Below are 20,307 nucleotides of genomic sequence, written 5' to 3'. Positions count from 1 at the left end.
GAAAGCAGTACCCGATGCACCGTCGTTCCGTTCTCTCGCTGGCCGGCGCCACGCTGGCAACGCCCATGCTGGTCCGTGCAGCGGACAGCCCCACGGAGTTGCGCCTGGACTACGCCACCTACTCGCCCGTCAGCCTGGTGCTGAAGAAGTTCGGCTGGCTGGACGAGGACCTGAAGCGCGACGGCATTGCCGTCAAGTGGGTTTTCAGCGCCGGCAGCAACCGCGCATTGGAATACCTCAATGCCAACAGCATCGACATCGGCTCCTCCGCCGGGCTGGCTGCGCTGCTGGCCAAGGCCAACGGCAACCCGATCCGCACGCCCTACATCTTCTCGCGCCCCGAGTGGACCGCGCTGGTCGTGCCCAAGGATTCGCCAATCAAGACCCTGGCCGACCTGGAGGGCAAGAAGGTCGCCGCGACCAAAGGCACCGACCCGTACCTGTTCCTGCTGCGCGCGCTGCAGACGGTGAAGCTGCACCGCAGCGACATCGAGCACGTCGGCCTGCAGCATGCCGACGGCCGCGCCGCGCTGGAGCAAGGCCGGGTGGACGCCTGGGCCGGGCTGGACCCGATGATGGCCGCCAGCGAGCTGGACGCCGGCTCGCGCCTGCTCTACCGCAACGTGGCCTTCAACACCTACGGTTTCCTGAACGTGCGCGAGGACTTTCTCGCCGGGCAGCCGGCGCTGGTCAAGCGCGTGATCGCCGCCTACGAGCGGGCCCGGCTGTGGACCATGGCCAACACCAGCGAGGCCGCACGCATCCTCAGCGAGGAGGCCAAGGTCTCGCTGCAGGTGGCACTGCTGCAGCTCAAGCTGCGCACCGACCTGAGCCAGCCGCAGCCGTCCACAGAGCACATCAAGGCCTTGCAGGCCGCCGCGCCCATCCTGCTGGAGGAGCAACTCGTCAAGCCCGGCACTGACCTGGTCAAGACGGTGGAGGCGCTGGTCGACACGCGCTTTGCGCAAGGCCTGATCAAGACCTGAGGCTTCCTGACATGGCCGCCGACCCGACGATGCTGGACGCTGCCGCCGCGCCGCGTGAAGACACCGCAGCGCCAGCGGTGAGCGCCCGGCCGCCGCGCCGCTGGCCGGTCGGCTGGCTGCTGCCAGCGCTGGTGCTGCTGTTGGCCGAAGCCGCGCCGCGACTGGGCTGGATCAGCGCCCACTTGCTGCCACCGCCCAGCACGGTGCTGGAAACGCTGCTGGCGATGGGCCCGCAAGGGCTGGCCGCGCACATCGCCGCGAGCACCGCGCGCGTGGCCGCAGGCTTTGCGCTGGGCGCGTCGCTCGCGGTGCTGGCCGGCGCGCTGGTCGGCCTGTCGCCGCTGGGCGCGCGGCTGCTGGACCCGAGCTGCCAGGCGCTGCGCGCCATCCCGTCGCTGGCCTGGGTGCCGCTGCTGCTGCTGTGGCTGGGCATCGACGAGGCGCCCAAGGTGGTGCTGATCGCCATTGGCGCGTTTTTTCCGGTCTACATGGGCGTGTCCTCCGGCTTTCGCGACGTGGACCGCAAGCTGGTCGAGGTGGCACGGCTGGCCCGGCTGTCGCCGCTGGGGCTGGTGGGCCGCGTGCTGCTGCCGGCCGCGATGCCGGCGCTGTTCACCGGGCTGCGCAACGGCCTGAGCCTGGCCTGGATGTTCATGGTCGCGGCCGAACTGATCGCCGCGAGCAAAGGCCTGGGCTACCTGCTGACCGACGGCCGCGAAACCAGCCGCGCCGACATCGTGCTGGCCGCCATCCTGCTGCTGGCCGTGCTGGGCCAGCTGAGCGACCGGCTGATGCAGGCGCTGGAGCGCAGGCTGCTGGCCTGGCGCGACACCTTCGAAGGCGGGGCGGGCGCATGAGCACGTCCCACCGCAGCGAGCCGCTGCTGCAGATCGACCTGCGCCGCCAGGCCTTTGGCGAGCGCTGCGTGCTGCAGGGCGTGCGCACGCAGGTGCAGGCTGGCGAGATCGTCGCCATCGTCGGCGCCAGCGGCTGCGGCAAGAGCACGCTGCTGCGCATCGTCGCCGGGCTGGAAACCGGCTTCGAAGGCCGCATCACCTTGGCGGGCCAGCCACAGCACGGTTTGAGCCGCGAGATCGGCTTCATCTTCCAGGAGCCGCGGCTGTTCCCATGGCTCACGGTGGCCGAGAACGTCGCCTTCGACATCGGCCGCCGCGGTGCCAAGAATGCTCGCGTGGCCGAGCTGCTCGCCGAGGTCGGGCTGGATGGCCTGGGCAGCGCCTTGCCCAAGCAGCTCTCCGGCGGCCAGGCCCAGCGCGTGGCGATTGCCCGCGGCCTGTTCAGCCAGCCGCGCGTGCTGCTGCTGGACGAGCCCTTCTCCGCCGTGGACGCGTTCACGCGCATGCGACTGCAGGACTTGCTGCTGGGCCTGGCGCGGCGCCATGCCAGCACCTTGCTGCTGGTCACGCACGACATCGACGAAGCGGCCTACCTGGCCGACCGCGTGTGGGTGCTGGACAGTCAACCGGGGCGATTGGCGGCGGACATTGAGGTGCCGCTTTCGAGACCCCGTGCCCGGGACGGCGCAGCGCTGGCCCAGTCCCGCGCCGAGGTGTTGCATGCGCTGCAGGCGGTGCGGGCGATCTAGCCGCAGCCCACGCCCAATGCCAAGTGGGCGGCCGACAGACGACTTCGCGTTCTGGGACAAGCGCTTGACGCAGCACCATGCGAAGGCGGATTGCCTGCCGCATCGGCGGGCGATGCATCGGGCGACGATCCTGGGGGAGCGGCCGTTCTTTTGAGCCGGCCGGCTGCTTGCTGGCTTGTGCTTCGGGATGGCACCCAAGCCTATCCAGCCAACCATTGCGCTTCCCACGCCCCCGCCATCACCAGCAACTGCGCCGCCAAGGCTTTCAACCCGGCATGCCTGGCGTATTCCGGCCGCGTCACCAGCCAATAGCGCATCGGTGCCGGCGCCAGCAGCGCATCGGCCAGGCGCAACTTCTTCGCCGCCAGCGCGCCGGCCGCAAGTGACAGCCGCGCCAAGCCAACGCCATCTGTGGCGACCAGCGCCTGCACCATTGCCGCGGCATCGTTCCACACCAGCGCGGCGTCCCTGTGCCCTTGTGGCTCAGGTGCCTGCGGCTGCCAGTCCTCCCACAGCGTGCCTTCATGCCGCACCCAGGCCGACGCCGGCCAAGCCGCAGGGTCGCGCCCATGGCGGCGCAGCGCGGCCGGCGTGGCCAGCAGCACCAGCCTGTCCTGCATCAAGGCCGTGGCCTTCAGGCCGGGCCAGCGGCCGCTGCCATAGCGCAGGCCCAGGCGGGGCCGGTCTGGCGGGAAACTGGACAGCGCGTAGTGGGTTTCCACACGCAGTTGCAAGCCGGGCAAGGCTTCACGCAAGGCCGGCAGCCGCGGCGCCAGCCACAGCGAAGCAAACGAGGCCAGCGTGGCCAGTTCCAGGCGCTCGCTGGCAGGGACGTCGGGCTGCAGCGCCTGGCGCAGCTGCAACAGCGGCTCGCCGAGCCGGCCCAACAACTCGCGGCCGGCGGGCGTGAGCGACAGCCGCGGGCCCACCCGTGCCAACAGCCGCTCGCCAAGCTGCGCTTCCAGCCCGCGCACCTGGCGGCTGATGGCGCCGTGCGTGAGGTGCATCTCCTCGGCGGCGCGCGAGAAGCTCAGGTGGCGCGCACTGGCTTCGAAAGCCTGCAGTGACTGCAAGGGCGGCATGCGATTGGGCAAGGTGGGCATGCCTGCATTGTGAGTTGATGATCGAATGATCGTGAATTCGTTTCGATGGCGCGCCGATGCAACCAGGGCCACCATCGGCAACTTCTCCACTCCCGGCGCGCAAACCCGCGACTGCCATGCAAGGCTTTGAACTGACCCGATTCGGCGGACCCGAGGTGATGCAGCTCGCCGAGCTGCCCGAGCCGGAACCTGATGCCCACAGGCCGGTGCGCGTGCGCCTGGCCTGGGCCGGCGTGAACTACGTGGACACCTACCAGCGCGAAGGCCGCTACCCGGGCGCTGCGTTGCCCTGGCGGCTGGGGCTGGAAGCCGCTGGCGTGGTCGACGCGGCGCTGCCAGGAAGTGGCTTCGACGTGGGCGACCGGGTGGCGATGGTCGCGCCGGTACAGGGCTGTTATGCCGAGGCCATCACCGTCGCGCCTTCGCTGCTGGTGCCGGTGCCGGACGCGCTGCCGCTGGAGACGGCTGCGGCGGTGCTGGAGCATGGGCTGACGGCGCAGATGATCGTCGAGACCGTGGGCCGCGTGCAGGCCGGCGAGCGGGTGCTGGTGCATGCGGCTGCCGGTGGCGTGGGCGCGCTGGCGCTGCAGTGGGCGCGGGCGCTGGGCGCCGAAGTGTGGGGCACCGTGTCCAGCGAGGAAAAGGCGGCCGCAGTGGCGGCGCTGGGTGGCATTCCGCTGCGCTACGGCCCGGGCTCGCACACGCCATGGCCCGATGCGCTGCGCCGCGCCTGCCGTTCTCTGGCGGCTGTGGGCACGATCGAGCCCGAGGTGGGCGTGGACCTGGTGCTGGACGGCGTGGCGGCCGACACGCTGGAAGGCAGCCTGCGCGTGCTGCGGCGGGGCGGCCGGCTGGTGCTGTACGGCTCGGCCAGTGGCGCAGTGCCGACGCTGTCGGTCCCGGCGCTGATGAGCCATTCGCTGACCGTCACCCGGCCGGTGTTGCCGCATTACCTGGGCGGACCGGGCGTGCTGCAGGCCAAGGCCGCGGCACTGTTCGCGCGGGTGCTGCGCGGCGAACTGCAGGTGCATGTGCACGACCGGCTGCCGCTGGCTGAAGCGGCGGCGGCGCACACGCTGCTGCAGTCGCGTGCGACGCGCGGCAAGCTGCTGCTGCGCATCTCGGGCGCGGCGTGAACGCGCGCTCACCCGAGGCCACGGTGCGTGGCTTCTTCGAACACATCCGCAGCGGCCAGCCACTGCACCGCGCCGCCGAGTTCCGCTGCCCCGCAGCTGCTGAGTGGGGGGGCTATGCCGGACGGGGCGCGCCGACCTGGATCCGGTCCGGCGGCGCGCCGGCATCGCACTTGCGGCATTCGAGCACCTGGCCGATCACCCTGTGCCGGCCTTCGACCGTCTGCGTCCACGGCCGGTTTTGCCACGGCGGGTCGTGGCGCACGTGCTGGTTGTGGCCGCAGGCCAGCTCGGCGACCCAGTGGCCTTCTTCGTCCTGGTGAAAGCCGGTGATGGGCTGCAACATGGGGGCAGCTCAGGCCGGCACGGGCGTGCGCAGTTCGGCCAGGCTGGTCTCGTACAACGCGGCGACCAGGTCGGTCTGGGTCACGATGCCGACCAGGCGGCGCTCGCCGTCGACCACCGGCACATGGTGCAGGCCGGCATCGGCCATCAGCGGCACCAGTTCGGCAATCGGCAGTTCCTGCGGCACGGTGCGCACGGGCGTGTGCATGATCTGGCCGACCACCTCGTGCTTGCTGGAATGGCTGTGCGCAGTGCGACGCAGGAAGGCGCCCAGCCGGGTGCCCACGCTGCGGTAGTCGCCCAGGTCCACGTGCTGCAGGAAGTCGCCGCGGGTGACGATGCCGATCACACGGCGCGCCCGGTCCACCACCGGCAGCGCCTGCACCTGGTGCGTGTGCATCAGCCGCCAGGCCTCGGCCAGCTCGGTGGCGTAGTCGACCGTGAGCACATCGCGCGACATCAGGTCGCGGCAGCGGGTCTCGCCGAAGCGGCGGCGGAAAGCCTGGCGCTCGGTGCGGTGGAACAGCGTGTCGAGGTCGTCCACGCTGATGTCCAGCACCTGGCCGTAGTCCTTCAGCACCGCCAGCAGGTCTTCCGGCTTGAAACCCAGGCGCGCGGTGGGCGCCAGGTCGGCCGTCGCGTGGGACGGCGCCGGCGCGAGGCGCTGCGCATGCGGGTAGCGCCGGCCCAGCATGCGGTTGTAGACCAGCGCCACCGCCAGCAGCAGCAGGCTGTTCAGCAGCACCGGCACGAACACAAAACCGAAGCCGGCGGCCTTCACGGCGGGGCCGCCGAGCACTGCCGTGAGTGCCACCGCGCCGCTGGGCGGATGCAGGCAGCGCAGCGCGAACATCGCGCCGATCGCCAGCGCGATGGCCACGCAGGCGGCTGCCACCGGGATGGCGATGAGCTTGGCGCAGCACACCCCGATCAGCGCCGCGCAGAGGTTGCCGCCAACGATGGACCAGGGTTGCGCCAGCGGGCTGGCCGGCACCGCGAACAGCAGCACGGCCGACGCACCCATCGGCGCGATCAGCCAGAAGGCCTGCGCCGAAGGGCCCAGCAGCATGGCGCTCAACACGCCGCACAGCAGGATGCCGATCAGCGCGCCGCCGCAGGAGCGAAGCCGCTCGGCGGCGCCGATGGCGGATTCGGCCGGCCACAGGCTGCGCAGCCAGGCCGGGGCGTCTTCAAAAGCTCGGTTCGGGGTGCGGCTCACGCCCGAATTACATCACCCCATGACACTTCCGGCGGCAATGCCGAATTGCCGGCCGCCGTGGCTCAAGCCGCCGCGCGTTCCACCTGGCACCGAACAGCGTATTCCGCGAGCACCGCCTGCGCGGTCTGTGCGGCATGCTGGCGCAGCTCGGGGATGGCGGTGGCTTCCCAGTGCTGGGCCTTGAGCATCGGGCCAATGTAGAACAGGTCTTCGACGGCCACGCCGCTGCTGTCCAGCGGGCGGTACTGGCCGTCGGTCAGCAGGCCCAGGCCCAGCGCGTCGGCGCTGAGCATGCCGCGTTCGCGCAGCGAGGCCAGCAGCGGGTCGGCGGCGTGGCGCAGCGCGCTGGTCGGGCCGGTGCAGTTGATGACGGCCTGCACCTCGGCGGCTTGCAGCTCGGTGCTGCCGCGGGGCTGCCATTGCAGGGCCCAGCGGCCATCGGCCAGCGGTTCGGCGTGGCGCAGCCGGCCGGCCACGCTGGCGACGCGGCCTGCGGCCATGTCGTCCTGCAAGGCCTGCCAAAGCACCGGCGCCAGGCGATGGCGGTGGGTGTCCCACCAGGGCTGCACGTGGCGCAGGAACTGGCGCCGGTCGCGCACCGTGAGGCGTTGCCAGAGCTTGGGTGTGCAGCTGCGCAGGCTGGCCATCACGTCGCGCCAGTCGCGGCCATCGGCTTCGGCCTCGGCGACCCAGCGGCGCACGGCGCGCAGCACCAGCCGCAGCTTCAGGTCCGGGCCGAGTTCGGAGATGGGCGACAGGCCAGGCCGCGGGCGGGCTTCCAGCACCCGGTGCGGCTGCGGCAGCAGGCCGCGGCGCGAGAGCATGGTGATGCGGCCACGGTGGCCCTGGTCGCGCAACTGGGTGACCATGTCGATGGCGGTCAGGCCGCTGCCCAGCAGCAACACGTCGGCATCGGCCGGCAGTTCGCACCAGCCGGGCTGGGCCCAGGGATCGGCAAACCAGCCGGGCGCGTGCCAGGCGCTGTCGCCGCTGCTGGCATCGGCCACCGGCGGGCGGGCCGGCGGCAGGTGACCGGTGGCCAGCACGACTTGCGAAGCGGAAAGCGTGCTGCCGTCAGACAGCTGGAGGCGCCAACAAGGCCCCTGGCGCACCAGGCCGGTCACGCCGGGCAAACCGCCACGCACGCGCACGCCGCGGGCCTGCGCGGCGTCGATCGCCAGCGTCAGCCCATGTTCGAGGTAGCTGCCGAGCAGACGGCGCGGCGCGAAATCAGCCGCGGCCAGTGGCTGGCCTTGCGGGTCCAGCGCGCCGCGTTCGGTCAGCCAGGCCAGGAAGCCGGCTTCGTCTGCCGGGTCCCAGCCCAGCCGGCCGGCCGGCACGTTCAGCAAATGGCTGTCGCAGCGCGTGCCGTAGGCCACGCCGCGGCCGGCGCTGTCGCCCTGCTCCAGCAAATGCAGCGTGGCGCCCGGCGGCAGGCTGCGCAGCAGGTGCAGCGCGGTGGCCACGCCGCTGAAACCCAGGCCGACGATGGCGACGCCGGCATCGCCGCTCAAGGGAAAGTTGCTGTCGCTGCTGATGCTGCTGAGGTCCATGCGCCGGGCTCCCGCGGCGGCTCGTGGCCGCCTGGATGGGTGGTGAATGCCCGCATGCTCGCGCGCCGCCGGGTCGGCGTGAACGCAGATTGCTGCATAAGCTCATACGCGAAACGGCATAAGCTTGGATTGAAATGAGCATATAGAGGCGAGCCCCCGCCAGGCTCGCCGGACGCCGCGTGGGTTGAGAGAACAATGGCGGCCATGAAACAAGCTTCCCTCCGGCCCGCGGATCTTGCGCTGGCCTTGTTGGTCATCGTCGTCTGGGGCGTCAACTTCGCGGTCATCAAGGTGGGCGTGGCGGGCGTGCCGCCGTTCCTGCTCGGCGCGATGCGCTTCGCGCTGGCGGCGTTTCCTGCGCTGCTGGTGTTCCGGCCGCCCAAGCTGCCGCTGCGGCTGTACCTGGCCTACGGGCTGACGATCTCGGTCGGCCAGTTTGCCTTCCTGTTCACCGCGATCCACCTGGGCATGCCTTCGGGGCTGGCCTCGCTCGTGCTGCAGTCGCAGGCCTTCTTCACGATGTTCTTCGCGGCCTTCTGGCTGAAGGAGCGCTGGCAGGCCAACCAGTTGGTGGGCCTGCTGCTGGCGGCCGGCGGGCTGGCGCTGATCGGCAGCGCGCATGGCGCGAGCATGCCGCTGGTGGGCTTTGGCCTGACGGTGGCGGCTGCCGTGATGTGGGCCTGCGGCAACATCGTCACGCGTTCGCTGAACCGCTACGCGCCGTTCAACCAGACGGCGTTCGTGGTCTGGGCCAGCCTGGTGCCACCGCTGCCGTTCCTGGCGCTGTCGTACCTGCTGGAAGGCCCGCAGGCCATTGGCGCCGCGCTGCGCAACTTCAGCCTGCCGTCCTTCGGTGCGGTGGCCTACCTGGCCTGGGCCGCCACGCTGTTCGGCTACGCGGTATGGACCCGGCTGATGGGCCGCTACCCGGCCAACCGCGTGGCGCCGTTTTCGATGCTGGTGCCGGTGGTGGGCCTGAGCACCGGCTGGCTGGTGTTCGGCGAAGCGCTGCAGCCCATCCACTTCGCAGGCGGTGCGCTGCTGATGCTCGGGCTGCTGGTCAATCTGTTTGGCGGGCCCTGGTTGGCAAGGCTGCGGCCGGCGAACTGAGCCCCGCAGCCTCGATACTCGCCGCTTCGCTGCATTCCCTGGGCACCCTGATGACGACGACGGCACCGCACGAGGCCTGGACCTCGTCCCTGGCTTTGAAGATCCTGGCCGGCAGCGCCGTGCTGGGGCTGCTGTACCTGGGCCGCGGCGTGCTGGTGCCGATCACGCTAGCGGCCATGCTGGGCTTTGTACTGGCGCCGCTGGTGAAGAAGATCCGCGGGCTGGGACTGGGCCAGGCGGCCGCCGCGATGCTGGCGCTGATCGTCGCCGGGCTGGCCGCTGCCGGCGTGGCAATGGCGATCCTGGTGCAGCTGGGCACGATGTCCGACAGCATGCCGCGCTACGAGGCCCATGTGCAGGCCAAGATCGCGACGCTGCGCGAGCTGACGCTGGGCCGGCTGGCCGAGGCACAAGGGCGAGCCGGCCGGCTGATCGGCAACCTGGCGCCTGCGGCCGACCCTGACCACGGGGCCGATGCGCCCCAGGCCGACGGCGGCCCGTCCGGCCTGCTGCTGCGCTTCGTCTCGTCGATCTGGGCGCCGCTGGGCACGGCCGGCGTGGTGCTGCTGGTGCTGGTCTTCGTGCTGCTGGAGCAGGACTCGCTGCGCGACCGGCTGATCCGCCTGACCGGCGGGCCGGACGTGCGCGCCGCCACCAACGCCTTCAATGACGCGGGGCAGCGCCTGTCGCGCTACTTCGCCTCGCAGTTCTCGGTGAACCTGGGCGTGGGCCTGGTGATCGGGCTGCTGCTGGCGGCCATCGGCGTGCCGCAGGCCGCCGTGTGGGCCACGCTGGCCGGCCTGCTGCGCTTCATTCCCTACGTGGGTTTTCCGGCGGCCGCCGTGTGCGCCGGTGCCTTTGCCGCTGCCGTGGTGCCGGGCTGGGAGCTGATGGGGGCCACGCTGATGGTCTACCTGGTGGTCGAGGTGGTGGTGGCGCATGTGGTCGAGCCGCAGCTGTACGGCCACACCACCGGGCTGTCGCCGTTTTCAGTGGTGGTGGCGGCGATCTTCTGGGGCGCGCTGTGGGGGCCGGTGGGGCTGCTGCTGTCCACGCCGCTGACGCTGTGCCTGGTGGTGGCCGGCCGGCATGTGCCGGCGCTGGCCTTCCTGGACATCCTGTTCGGCGACACCCCGGCGCTGACGCTGTCGCAGCGCTTCTACCAGCGCTGCATCAGCGGCGATTCGGTGGAGATCCTGGCCGACGCACGGGCCTTCCTGAAGCGCAAATCGCTCGCCGCCTATTGCGACAAGATCGTCATGCCGGCCTTCGAGCTGGCGGCGGTGGACCTGGAGCAGGGGCTGATCAGCGACGAGCAGCGGCTGATGGGCCAGCAGGTGATCGCGCGCACCTTCAGCGAGCTGGCGCACGAGCCGCGCCGCGCGCGTGGTCCCCGCGTGGCGGTGCTGGACGCGCCCAACCTCGGCATGGCGCTGCGCCAGGGCCGCCTGCAGGTCGAGGGCCAGTGGCAGGGCCGGCTGGACGTGCCGGCGGGTTCGGTCACGCTGTGCATCAGCATGGCCGGCGACCAGGCCCAGCTGACCACCGAGCTGCTGGTGCGGGTGATGCGCGCCGAGCACCTGGATGCACGCCACGTGACGATTGCCGAGCTGGCGGACCCGCCGGACGAAGCCAGGCCCGAGACCGTGGGCTCGGTGTTTGTCGTCGGCACGGCAATGGACCAGGCGGCGAGCACGGACAAGCAGTTGCTCAACGAGGTGCTGGCGGCGCTGCCGCCGGTCGAGGTGGTGCTGATGCTGCTGGCGATGCAGGGCCAGGGGCCGGTCGACCCGATCAACGCCGACCTGCCGCACCGCACCGCCTACTCGTTCGAGGAAGCGCTGGCGCTGATCCGCACCGAGCGCCGCTGAGCTGGTGCGGCGCCGCCCGGCGGCGCTCAGCGACTGTGCCGCAGCCGCGCGGCCGCGACCGTCAGCCGCTCGATCAGCGCGGCTGCGTCGACCGGCTTGGCGGCGTGGTCGTCGAAGCCTGCCACCAGCGCGGTGTCGCGGTCCTGCAGCGAGGCCAGGCCGGACAGCGCGATGGCGTAGCTGCGGGACAGGCCTTGCTGCAGCTCGCGGGCACGCACCAGGCGCAGCAGCTCGAAGCCGTCCCGGCCGGGCATCGCCAGGTCGCTGACGATCGCGTCGAAGCGCTGGCCGTCCAGCGCCTGCAGCGCCTCGGAGACCGAGCCTGCCGTCTGCACCCGCGCGCCCATCAGCTGCAGCAGTTCGCGCATGGCCGTGCGCGCCTCGGCGTCGTCGTCCACCAACAGGATGTCCAGCGGCAGGTCCTGGGCAGGCACCATCGGCTTGGGCTGCGGCGCGCGGGCCTCGGCAGGCAGGTCCAGCGCGGGGAACCGCAGGATCAGGCGCAGCCCCTTGCCCGCCCCGTCGCTCAGCGCGGTGACGCTGCCGCCATGGGCCAGCGCCAGGTGCTTGACGATGGACAGCCCCAGCCCCAGCCCGCCGTACTCGCGCGTGCGGTGCATGTTGGACTGCGAGAAGCGGTCGAACAGGCGCGGCAGCAGGTCTTCCGACACGCCAACGCCGGTGTCGCAGATCGACAACTCCAGCAAGCCGTCCAGCCGTGTCGCGACCACCTCGATGCGCCCGCCAGCCGGCGTGAACTTGATCGAGTTGCCGACCACGTTGCTGACGATCTGCTGCAGCCGCCGGCTGTCGCCATTGACCATGTGGCCGGCCTTCAGCCCGCTGCCGGTCAGCACCAGCTGCCTGGCCTGCGCGGTGGGCTGCAGGCCTTCGAGCACGGTGGCCACGCAGTCGCCCAGGTCGACCGGCCGCGTCTCGATGGCAAAGCGCCCGGAAGTGATGCGCGAGGCATCGAGCAGGTCGTCGATCAGCTGCGCCTGGACCTTGCAATGGCGCAGGATGGTCTCGACGGCGCGCACCTGCCCCTCGGGGGCGCCGTCGCGCTTGCCGGGCGAGCCCTGGGTGCGGGCCAGCACCGAGGCCCAGCCGGAAATGACGTTCAGCGGCGCGCGCAGTTCGTGCGAGACCAGGGCCAGGAAATCGTCCTTGGCGGCATTCGCATGCTCGGCCTCGCCGCGCGCCAGCTGGGCTTGCGAGACGGCCTGCTTCAGGTCGTTGACATCCTGGAAGGCGATCACCGCGCCGTCGATGCGATCGTCCGCGGTGCGGTAGGCGCGCACGTTGACCAGCCACCAGTGCCCTGCGGCGTCCTGGTACTCATGCTTCACCGACGCGAGGCCGCGCACCGCGGTGTTGACCATCTCCTCGATGTCGCTGACCGCAAAGCGGTTGTTCAGTGACGGCATGGCCTGCCCCACGCCGTCGGCAGGCAGGCCGAACAGCGTGGCGGCCTGCGGCGTGAAATGCCGCAGCCGCAGGTGCCGGTCCAGCAGCACGACGGCCAGCGGAATGCCTTCGACCAGGTTGCTCAGGTCGTCGTTGGCGACCGCCAGCTGGTCATTGCGGTCCTTCATTTCCTCGTTCAGCGAATGCAGCTCCTGGTTCGCGCATTCGAGCTCCTGCTTGGCGCTCTGCAGCTCTTCGTTGGCGCTCTGCATTTCCTCGTTGGCACTGAGCATCTCCTCGTTGGAGGTGCGCAGTTCCTCGTTGGCCGACTCGAACTCCAGCACCATGGTCTTGAGCTGCGCATGGACCGACTCCAGCTCGGCCGACAAGGTCAGCACCGTGCGCTCCAGGTCGCTTTCACGGGTGAAGTGGCCATCGGTCCGGCTGGGGCCGACGGTGGCTGTCTCGTCAGGCTGCAACTGCAGGGTGACGAGGAAGTGCCGTGCCTCGGTCCCCACCGCCAGCGGCAAGGCCTCCAGCGCATAGCTGCGTTCGCCCACCGGCACCCGCTCGCGCCGCACCGGCGCGGCCGACTGCTTGGCCTCCAGCAAGGCGGTGCGCACCGGCACGTTCAGCTCGGCGCGCAGCAGGCGCGACAGCGCCAGCGTCGCCTCGCCTGTGGCCGGCGCGACGAACTCGGCCACGTCGCCGCGGAACTGCACCACGTCGCCGGCCTCGTTGACGACAAAGCCCGGCGGCAGATAACGCGCCAGCGCGCACCGGTTGACGGCCTGCTCCAGCTGCTCGGTGTGGGTCTTGGCGCGCAGGCCGGGGTCGGGCCGCGGCTCGGCCCAGGGCAGCAAGGCCTCCACCGGCCAGGCCCGGCGCGGGCGCTTGCTGGCCAGCTTGCGGTACAGGTGCGGCGCACCGGCATGCTCGAAGCCCTGGTCGACCGAGGCCGCCTCGGCCCGGCCCAGCAGCACGCAGCCGTCTGGCCGTGCGGCGTAGTGCAGCACGCTCATCACATGCTCCTGGGCCTCCTTGCGCAGGTAGATCAGCATGTTGCGGCAGCTGATCAGGTCCATGCCGAGAAAGGGGGCGTGCGTCATCACGTTGTGGCGCGCGAACACGCACATCGCGCGGATGTCCTTGCGGATCGCGAAGCCCCCGGCGGTCTGCGCCATGGCCTTGGTGCGGTAGCTCTCGGGCAGGCCCTCGACGGCGGCTGCGGCATACAGCCCGGCGCGCGCAGTCTCGATGGCGCGTTCATTGATGTCGGTGCCGAAGATCTGCACCTTGGTGCCCAGGCCGCTGGCGTCCAGCGCGTCGCGCAGCAGCATCGCGATGGTGTAGGCCTCTTCGCCGGTCGAACAGGCCGGCACCCAGATGCGGATCGGGTCATGCCGCAGCTCGATCAGCTTGGGGATCACCGTCAGGCGCAGCACGTTGACGAACTCGGCGTCGCGGAAGAATGCGGTCACGCCGATCAGGATGTCGTCCTGCAGCGCAGCCGCCTCGCCCGGGTCGGTGCGCAGGTGCTGCAGGTAGCCGGCCACGTCGCGGTCCTTCTGCAGCAGCACGCGGCGCAGGAAGCGTCGCTTCAGGTTGGTGTCCTTCACATAGCCGAGGTTGGTGCCGGTGCGCTCCTGCACGATGGCCAGCGCGGCGCTCAGCGCGGCGCCATGGTCCTCGCCCGGCACCGGCGGTGCATTGCCGAAGCGCTGCACCAGGCGGGCGGCGATCTCTTCGACCGGCAGCACCTCGTCGACCAGCCCGGTGTTGATCGCCGCGGTGGGCATACCGTCGTAGTCGGCCGAGCCGGGGGCCTGCACCAGCACAAAACCGCCGGTCGACTTCAGGTCGATGACCCCGGCCTCGCCGTCGCTGCCGGTGCCCGACAGGATCACGGCAGCGGCCTCGATGTCCGGGTCCTGCGCCAGCGAGGCCAGGCTGATGTCGATCGGGCGGTGCACGCCGGGCGGCCGCTGGCCGAGGCGGAAGTGGCCGTCCAGCGCGGTGACGCTGGCGCCCTCGGGCAGCACGTAGACCGTGTCGTGCTCGATCTTGCGCATATGCGTGAGCCGCTCGACCGGCAGCGAGGTGCGCCGCCGCAGGATCTCGTCGAGCTCGCTCTTCTGCGACTGGTCCAGGTGGCTGACGACCAGCAACGCAAAACCGGGTTTGTCCGGCAGACCGGACAGCACGGTGCCAAATGCATCGATGCTGCCCGCCGAACCGCCCAGAACGGCCACCTTCACCAGTTCCTTCTGATCTTGCAGGTCCACGGCGTCGCCTCGTTATTGACGAACGAGTCTACCGCCATGGATTGCCCCGACACGAGCGAGGGAAGGACCGAACCGGTCCCGCATGTGGCTGACCGGGCGCGGCTTGCGCAGCAGCGGACCCCGGCATCGTTTCAGGTGGCGCTGTCAAGCCTCCAGCTTGATCTGCGTGCTGGTCGCGGTCACGTAGCCCACCGCGGCGCCGAAGCGGTCGTCATAGTTGGCGCGCACCAGCGGATCCAGCGTCGGCTTCACGATGTCGTGCAGCGGCGTCTCCCAGTCGCCCGGGTGCTGGAAGTTGCTCATCACGTAGGTCCAGCCGTTGATCTCGTCGACGGCCTGCAGCCCCGTGGACTCCGCCCCCGACGGGCAGCTCAGCACGCGGCTGAGCTGCTTGCTGTCGACGTTGTAGGCCCACAGGAAGTTGTTGACGTGCATGCCGCTGTCTTCGCCGATGAACAGCGTGCGCATGGCTTCGGAGAACTTCAGGTTGTCCGGGTTGCCGATCTTGTCGGCATTGGCCAGGTTGCCCAGCGCGTCGGCCGTGGCCAGGTCCTCGCCCAGCAGGATGAACTGCGAGCTGGCCGGCACCCATTCGCTGTTGATGGCGTTGCCATCGCTGTCCTTCAGGCCTGCCGCCAGCGTGTGCTCCAGCACGCCGCCGGAATTGATGGCGGCCGGGAAGACCACGTTGTGCGCGGCGACGAAGCCGGTCTTGCCGCTGACCATCGAGTCCTTGATGGCCGAGATTGCCGAGTAGGCCTTTTTGTCCTTCACGTTGACCGTCGTGCCTTCCATCTTGGTGAAAGCCATGCTGCCGCCCTTCAGCGCGGCGTAGCGGTGCGTTTCCAGGAAAGCCGCGGCCTTCTCCTGGCCAGGCTTCACGCGCACCCACAGCGTCTTCTTGTTCAGCACGATCTGGGTGTAGCTGCCGTCGGCCGGGTCGGTGGTGACCGAGTCCATGATGTCGGTGGCGACGATGCCGCCGTCCACTAGCGCCTTCACTTCCGCGCTGGTCGTGGCGCCCAGTTTGATCCAGCTGATGCTGCCGCTGGCGGTGGCGTTGAGCTCGCTGGTGTACTTGGCCACGTAGAGCGTGCCGGCCGAGAGGTCCTTCTCCTTGTCGGCCACGAACATGAACAGCGCGCCGTTGGTCGCGTCGTCGCCCATCAGCGCGGTGCGGTTGTCGGGCATGACCTGGATCAGCTCGTGCGAGATGCGGCCCAGGCCGTAGTGCTTCTGGATCGTGCCGGTGCCATCGGCATTCACCGTCACTTCAGGCAGGTGGCCGTAGTCGTACGGGTTGGCGGTGGTGGTGTCGCCGAAGACGTTCTGGCTGTAGCCGTGCAGCACCGAGAGGGACTGGCCCAGGGCGCCCTGGTCGAAGGCGTCCGGTTCGTACTCTTCGGAGGACAGGTGCGTGCCCCACGGCGACAGGCTGGCGCCGCAGGTGATCCACAGGCCCTTGACGCCCGAGGTGTCCACGTTGTGGTACTTCACCAGGCTGAGCTTGCCGGTGTCCTTGTCCTGGTCCAGCGTCAGCACGGCGATGGGCGACGGCAGCAGGCCGTACATCGAGGCCTGCGCCTGGTTGCGCGTGGCGTATTCGAACTGCACGACAGCAAACACGGTGTTGCCCTTGACGCCGGCCACGCTGGCGCCACTGACCGTCAGCAGCGAGGTGCCGTCCGGGCAGTCGGAGAAGAACTGGCGCTCGGCGCCCGGCACCGAGCCGTCGACGATGGGCTGGTTGTCGATGTCGTAGTAGCCACCCGCCACCACCGTGCCGCCGGCGCCGTTGGGCACCGCAGTGCCGGTGATGAAAAACGGCTGGTAGCCCAGCGTGAAGCTCTGGGTGCTCTGGTCGTCGAAGCTGGCCACCAGCGTCGAGCCGACGGTGGTGGTGGCCATCGCGGCGGCGGTGGCCAGCGAAGGCGCAGCCATCGAGCTGAAGCTCACGCCGGTCAGCGTGGCCGCCGGGCTGTCGCCGTCGTTGCTGTCGTCGCAGGCGCTGAGCAGGCCGGCCGAAGCCAGTGCGCTGCCGAGCGGCAGCAGCGGCACACCGGCAAGCATCTTGACCAGGCTGCGGCGGGAGGGCTGGAAGGTGGAAGAAGTCATGGGTTCTGGCGATGGCTGGAGGAACAAACGCCTGGGCCGAAAGGCCCATGGCTCATCGCGTCAATGTAGGAAGCGAGCATGTCAGTTTCATGACCCTGTCGAGCGCCTGTCACATTGACGGCGGACCTAAAAAGCAGACCTCAGCGTGACGCGCAGCGTGCGCGGCTCGGCCGGGTGCACGATGCGGCCTTCGGTGGCCGCCTGGTTCGGCAGCTGGTACGCATAGAGGTACTGGATGTCGTTAACCTTGCGGTCGAACAGGTTGAAGACGTCCAGCGTCAGCGCCGAGTCGCGGCCGGTGAAGCGCTTCAGGTCGTGGCTGAGGCGCAGGTTGAAGGTTGAGGCCGGGTCGGAACGCTGGCTGTTGTCTTCCACCAGTGCGCCACTGCCCAGGTAGCGCCACTGCAGGCTGGCCGACCACGGCCCGAGGTCCTGCAGCGTGGCGGCCACCGAGGCGACCTTGTCGACCGCGTTCGGGATGTGGTCGCCGTTGTCGAAGCGGGCATGCGTGAACGCAAAGTCGGCGTCCAGCAGGAAGTGCTTGCCGGGGGTCCAGCGGTTGTTGAACTCGATGCCGTGGCGGCGGCTGCCGTCGCTGGCCTCGGTGGCGCCCGCGTCACCCACGTAGACCAGTTCCGAGCCGAAGCGCAGCTGCCACAGCGCCAGCGAGCTTTGCAGCCCCGGCAGCAGCTCGGTGCGCAGGCCCAGCTCCATGCCGCGCGAGGCCACCAGGCCCGGCACCTTGTCCACCGGCTCGCCGGTCTTCGGGTCCAGCTGTGCGGTGGTGCCGCGGGCGTCGTTGCTGTGGAAGCCTCGGCCGGCGTTGAAGAAGAACTCGGTCTTGTCCCAGGGGCCCGCAATCAGCGACAGCTTGGGCGACCACTGCGTGGCGTCGGCCTTGCCGCCATTGGCGGGCGTGAGGCGGCTGTCCACGTCGAAGTGCGCCTGGTCCAGCCGCAGGCCGACGATGCTGCGCAGCCACGAGGTGAGCGCGATGCTGCTCTGGCCGTAGAGGCCGGCCATGGTTTCGCGCACGTCGTCCTCGCGCGTGGTGCCGACGAGCTGCCGCGCCTCGGTGTCGAACAGGCCGACGTGGATGTCGTCGTAGCGGAGCTGCGCCCCCACTTCGCTGCGCGCCTCCAGGCTGCCCAGCATGTGGTTCCAGGCCTGCGAGGCCTGGGCGCCGAAGACGCTGCGCGCGTCCTGCTGCGAAAACTGGTCGCCGGTGTCCGGCCGTTCCAGCGCATAGGTGAAGTTGGAGAACAGCTTGAGCCGGTAGCGCATCGCGTAGGCCGAGACATGGGTCTCGCTGTCGCCGCCCACGCGGTGCCATTCGCCGGCCAGGCTGTAGCGCGAGGTGCTGCCGCCGTCGGTCGGGTCCAGCGAGTCCCAGCGCGAAAACGGCTTGCCGTTGTACTGCCCGGCGGCGATCAGGTCTTCGGGCACCTGGTCGGTCGAGGTCCAGCTTGCGTCGTAGCCCATCAGGCTGACGCTGGCGCCTTGTGCGCGCGTGCCTTGCGAGAGCTTCAGCACCGCGTTCTTGCGCTTCAGCTCCTCGGGCACCGTCCACGGGCCGTCGTTGGCCATCCATTCGACGGCGGCAAAAAGACGGGTGTCATCGCTGGTGTCCTCGCTCAGCGGTGTGCTGACGGCACCCACTGCGCGGCGGTAACCGTTCTGGCCAGCGGTGAGCTGCACGAAGGGCGCGTCCAGCCGGGTCTTGTAGGCCATGTCGGCCGCGCCGGCCGACGCGAAGTCGCCATGCGTGGCGAAGTACGGGCCCTTGCGGTAGTCGATGTGGTCCACCAGCTCGGGGATCAGGAAGTTCAGGTCCGAGTAGCCCTGGCCGTGGCCGTGCGTGGGCATGTTGACCGGCATGCCGTCGACGCTGGTCGCGAAGTCGGTGCCGTGGTCCAGGTTGAAGCCGCGCAGGAAGTACTGGTTGGCCTTGCCGTCGCCCGAGTGCTGCGTGACGATCAGCCCCGGCACGAACTCCAGCACTTCGCCGGGCCGCAGCGCCGGCCGGCTCTTCAGCAGCTCGGCGCGGATCACGCCTTGCGACGCGGCGTCGCTGCTGCCCACCGCGTTGTCGTAGTGGCGGCCGGTGACCTGCACGGTTTGCGGCGCGTCGGCCATAGGCGCTTCATCGGCGCGCGCGTTGGCCGCAGCCAGGAACAACAAGGCGGCCAGGCAGACCGGCGTGCGGTTCGGCAAGGCGCGAGAAAAGACGGGGCAAGGCATGCCCACGAGGTACAGGGAAGACAACATTGGTTTTGCCAACAGGCGGTATCGGGGAAGAGAAAAGCGAACGCCTGGCCGCCACGCGGCGCAGCGGGTGGCAGGCATGCAGGCGCATCGCCCCGGGCTGCGCGCGGCAGCACCAGGACGGCGGTGGCGGGAACACGGGCCCCTGGGCGGGGCCCCCGGCGCTCACGCGCGGGGCGGGCGCTCCAGCGGCAGCGAAGCCGCGCTGGCCCATGAGGCCGCGACGGCGGTCGGCCAGGCCAGGCTTCGGGCCGGTGGTGCCGGCACGGCATGAACGCCCACCGGCAGGAACGGCAGCATTGCGCTGCCGACGGCGGCCAGGTCGACCATCACCGAAGCATCGCTGGCGCCCAGCAGTTCCACGCTGGCGTCGCCGGCTGCGTGGTGGTGGTGCTCGAACAAGCCGTGGTGGTGCGGCGCGGCCTCGTCGTGCAGACTGGCCTGCAGCTGCGCGCTGGCCAGCAATGCGGCAGCCTTGTCGCCAATCAGGCTGCGAAGGCCTTGCTGCAGCCAGTCGCCCCGGTCTTCATGCGAAGGGGGCACCGGGGACTGGGCCTGCACGTGCCGGTGCGCCGGGCCGACCACGCCGAGCAGCACGCCCGAAGTGCCGTACAACGGCACCGCGGCGAGCAGCAGCAACACCAGCCACCGGTGCAGGCACCGGCGCAAGGCTTGCAAAAGCGGGGGGAAGACCAAACGCATGGGGCGATGCTGCCGTCGTTTCGTGAAACGGTGACGACAGTGATACGCGGCCCCGCGCGTTGTGGATGCAGGCGGGCTATTCGAAGACGCCGCTGCGGAAACCGGTTTCGCCGGCCACGCGCACTTTCAGCGTGAACTTCAGCGGGAAGACCTGTTCAAGCGGCTGGCCCAGCGCCGCGGCCAGCTCGCGGCGCGGCTTGATCGGGCGCAGGTGCTCCGGGCCAGGCAGGAACAGATGCCTGCCATCCAGGAACACGGCGCCCGGGCCGTATTCGAACTCGATGGTGCTGCTGACCTCGACCAAGCCGTCCAACTGTTGGCCGGAGGCGGTCTCGAAGCGGGCGGCGGCCGAGGTGCCGTCCAGCAGCTCGCCGAGCTCGCTGCCCGCCACCGGCCGGACCCAGGTCTCATCCTGGTCCTCGTGGCCGGGCAGGCCTTCTTCGTCGTAGGCGTATTCCCAGATCGGGAAGGCGGCCATGTCTTCGGCCGACAGGTCGTCAGCCAGTTTGCGGGTGTTCAGCGTGATGGGCATGGGCGCGGCGATGCGGCCGGCGGAAAGCGGCCGCCGGTCGGCATCATGCACCCGCGTGGCCCGCGCGTTGCGCCG

The 20,307-nt window shown here is 70.2% G+C and carries 15 protein-coding genes; 6 read left to right on the top strand and 9 right to left on the bottom strand.

What is annotated here, in order from left to right; translation table 11 throughout:
* The first annotated feature begins 14 nt into the window (after positions 1 to 14).
* Genes ACAH41_RS21595 through ACAH41_RS21585 form a run of 3 tightly spaced genes read left to right on the top strand, consistent with a single transcriptional unit; the run spans position 15 to position 2,592 of the window.
* Complete coding sequence (locus ACAH41_RS21595) at positions 15 to 986, top strand: aliphatic sulfonate ABC transporter substrate-binding protein (RefSeq protein ID WP_325653835.1); 972 nt, start codon at positions 15 to 17, stop codon at positions 984 to 986.
* Positions 987 to 997: 11 nt separating this feature from the next.
* Positions 998 to 1,843: an ABC transporter permease gene (locus ACAH41_RS21590; protein ID WP_325653836.1), complete on the top strand. Its 846-nt coding sequence runs from the start codon at positions 998 to 1,000 to the stop codon at positions 1,841 to 1,843.
* Positions 1,840 to 2,592: an ABC transporter ATP-binding protein gene (locus ACAH41_RS21585; protein WP_325653838.1), complete on the top strand. Its 753-nt coding sequence runs from the start codon at positions 1,840 to 1,842 to the stop codon at positions 2,590 to 2,592. The genes ACAH41_RS21590 and ACAH41_RS21585 overlap by 4 nt, the downstream gene beginning before the upstream one ends.
* A gap of 200 nt (positions 2,593 to 2,792) precedes the next feature.
* Here the strand turns inward: ACAH41_RS21585 and ACAH41_RS21580 are convergent, their stop codons facing one another.
* A complete protein-coding gene (locus tag ACAH41_RS21580; protein ID WP_325653839.1) occupies positions 2,793 to 3,695 on the bottom strand; it encodes a LysR family transcriptional regulator in 903 nt (300 codons plus the stop codon).
* A 116-nt stretch (positions 3,696 to 3,811) separates the two neighbouring features.
* On the opposite strand from ACAH41_RS21580, the gene ACAH41_RS21575 reads away from it, so the two are divergent.
* The gene (locus ACAH41_RS21575) at positions 3,812 to 4,831 is read left to right on the top strand and encodes a zinc-binding dehydrogenase (RefSeq protein WP_325653840.1); all 1,020 of its coding nucleotides are present in this window, start codon (positions 3,812 to 3,814) and stop codon (positions 4,829 to 4,831) included.
* Between the two features lie 112 nt (positions 4,832 to 4,943).
* Here ACAH41_RS21575 and ACAH41_RS21570 read toward each other — a convergent pair whose 3' ends face one another.
* The 3 genes from ACAH41_RS21570 to ACAH41_RS21560 form a co-directional block, all read right to left on the bottom strand.
* The gene (locus tag ACAH41_RS21570; protein ID WP_325653842.1) at positions 4,944 to 5,174 is read right to left on the bottom strand and encodes a DUF3565 domain-containing protein; all 231 of its coding nucleotides are present in this window, start codon (positions 5,172 to 5,174) and stop codon (positions 4,944 to 4,946) included.
* Positions 5,175 to 5,183: 9 nt separating this feature from the next.
* Positions 5,184 to 6,392, bottom strand: coding sequence for an HPP family protein (locus tag ACAH41_RS21565; protein ID WP_325653844.1), 1,209 nt, complete (start codon positions 6,390 to 6,392; stop codon positions 5,184 to 5,186).
* A 62-nt stretch (positions 6,393 to 6,454) separates the two neighbouring features.
* On the bottom strand, positions 6,455 to 7,945 hold the full coding sequence (locus tag ACAH41_RS21560; RefSeq protein WP_325653846.1) for an FAD/NAD(P)-binding protein: 1,491 nt from the start codon (positions 7,943 to 7,945) through the stop codon (positions 6,455 to 6,457).
* A gap of 204 nt (positions 7,946 to 8,149) precedes the next feature.
* Between ACAH41_RS21560 and ACAH41_RS21555 the strand changes: the two genes are divergently transcribed.
* A complete protein-coding gene (locus ACAH41_RS21555) occupies positions 8,150 to 9,055 on the top strand; it encodes an EamA family transporter (RefSeq protein WP_325653848.1) in 906 nt (301 codons plus the stop codon).
* A 50-nt stretch (positions 9,056 to 9,105) separates the two neighbouring features.
* Entirely contained in the window at positions 9,106 to 10,926 is a 1,821-nt protein-coding gene (locus tag ACAH41_RS21550) for an AI-2E family transporter (protein WP_325653850.1), read from the top strand.
* Between the two features lie 26 nt (positions 10,927 to 10,952).
* Here the strand turns inward: ACAH41_RS21550 and ACAH41_RS21545 are convergent, their stop codons facing one another.
* The 5 genes from ACAH41_RS21545 to ACAH41_RS21525 form a co-directional block, all read right to left on the bottom strand.
* Positions 10,953 to 14,618, bottom strand: a complete 3,666-nt coding sequence (locus ACAH41_RS21545; RefSeq protein ID WP_325653852.1) for a CheR family methyltransferase — start codon at positions 14,616 to 14,618, stop codon at positions 10,953 to 10,955.
* Between the two features lie 144 nt (positions 14,619 to 14,762).
* The gene (locus ACAH41_RS21540; RefSeq protein WP_325653854.1) at positions 14,763 to 16,733 is read right to left on the bottom strand and encodes an alkaline phosphatase PhoX; all 1,971 of its coding nucleotides are present in this window, start codon (positions 16,731 to 16,733) and stop codon (positions 14,763 to 14,765) included.
* A gap of 126 nt (positions 16,734 to 16,859) precedes the next feature.
* A complete protein-coding gene (locus ACAH41_RS21535) occupies positions 16,860 to 19,001 on the bottom strand; it encodes a TonB-dependent receptor (protein WP_325653857.1) in 2,142 nt (713 codons plus the stop codon).
* Between the two features lie 162 nt (positions 19,002 to 19,163).
* Entirely contained in the window at positions 19,164 to 19,700 is a 537-nt protein-coding gene (locus tag ACAH41_RS21530; RefSeq protein WP_325653859.1) for a hypothetical protein, read from the bottom strand.
* Positions 19,701 to 19,776: 76 nt separating this feature from the next.
* Positions 19,777 to 20,232, bottom strand: a complete 456-nt coding sequence (locus tag ACAH41_RS21525; protein WP_325653861.1) for a hypothetical protein — start codon at positions 20,230 to 20,232, stop codon at positions 19,777 to 19,779.
* Between the last annotated feature and the right edge of the window lie 75 nt (positions 20,233 to 20,307).

The organism is Ideonella sp. (assembly GCF_041287625.1).
Lineage (GTDB): Bacteria > Pseudomonadota > Gammaproteobacteria > Burkholderiales > Burkholderiaceae_C > Ideonella.
This window is presented reverse-complemented; position numbering and strand designations above follow the sequence as displayed.

Coding starts and splice junctions, on each gene's coding strand:
- ACAH41_RS21595 (WP_325653835.1), top strand. CDS start 15: ATGCACCGTCGTTCCGTTCTCTCGCTGGCCGGCGCCACGCTGGCAACG.
- ACAH41_RS21590 (WP_325653836.1), top strand. CDS start 998: ATGGCCGCCGACCCGACGATGCTGGACGCTGCCGCCGCGCCGCGTGAA.
- ACAH41_RS21585 (WP_325653838.1), top strand. CDS start 1,840: ATGAGCACGTCCCACCGCAGCGAGCCGCTGCTGCAGATCGACCTGCGC.
- ACAH41_RS21580 (WP_325653839.1), bottom strand. CDS start 3,695: ATGCCCACCTTGCCCAATCGCATGCCGCCCTTGCAGTCACTGCAGGCT.
- ACAH41_RS21575 (WP_325653840.1), top strand. CDS start 3,812: ATGCAAGGCTTTGAACTGACCCGATTCGGCGGACCCGAGGTGATGCAG.
- ACAH41_RS21570 (WP_325653842.1), bottom strand. CDS start 5,174: ATGTTGCAGCCCATCACCGGCTTTCACCAGGACGAAGAAGGCCACTGG.
- ACAH41_RS21560 (WP_325653846.1), bottom strand. CDS start 7,945: ATGGACCTCAGCAGCATCAGCAGCGACAGCAACTTTCCCTTGAGCGGC.
- ACAH41_RS21555 (WP_325653848.1), top strand. CDS start 8,150: ATGAAACAAGCTTCCCTCCGGCCCGCGGATCTTGCGCTGGCCTTGTTG.
- ACAH41_RS21550 (WP_325653850.1), top strand. CDS start 9,106: ATGACGACGACGGCACCGCACGAGGCCTGGACCTCGTCCCTGGCTTTG.
- ACAH41_RS21540 (WP_325653854.1), bottom strand. CDS start 16,733: ATGACTTCTTCCACCTTCCAGCCCTCCCGCCGCAGCCTGGTCAAGATG.
- ACAH41_RS21535 (WP_325653857.1), bottom strand. CDS start 19,001: ATGTTGTCTTCCCTGTACCTCGTGGGCATGCCTTGCCCCGTCTTTTCT.
- ACAH41_RS21530 (WP_325653859.1), bottom strand. CDS start 19,700: ATGCGTTTGGTCTTCCCCCCGCTTTTGCAAGCCTTGCGCCGGTGCCTG.
- ACAH41_RS21525 (WP_325653861.1), bottom strand. CDS start 20,232: ATGCCCATCACGCTGAACACCCGCAAACTGGCTGACGACCTGTCGGCC.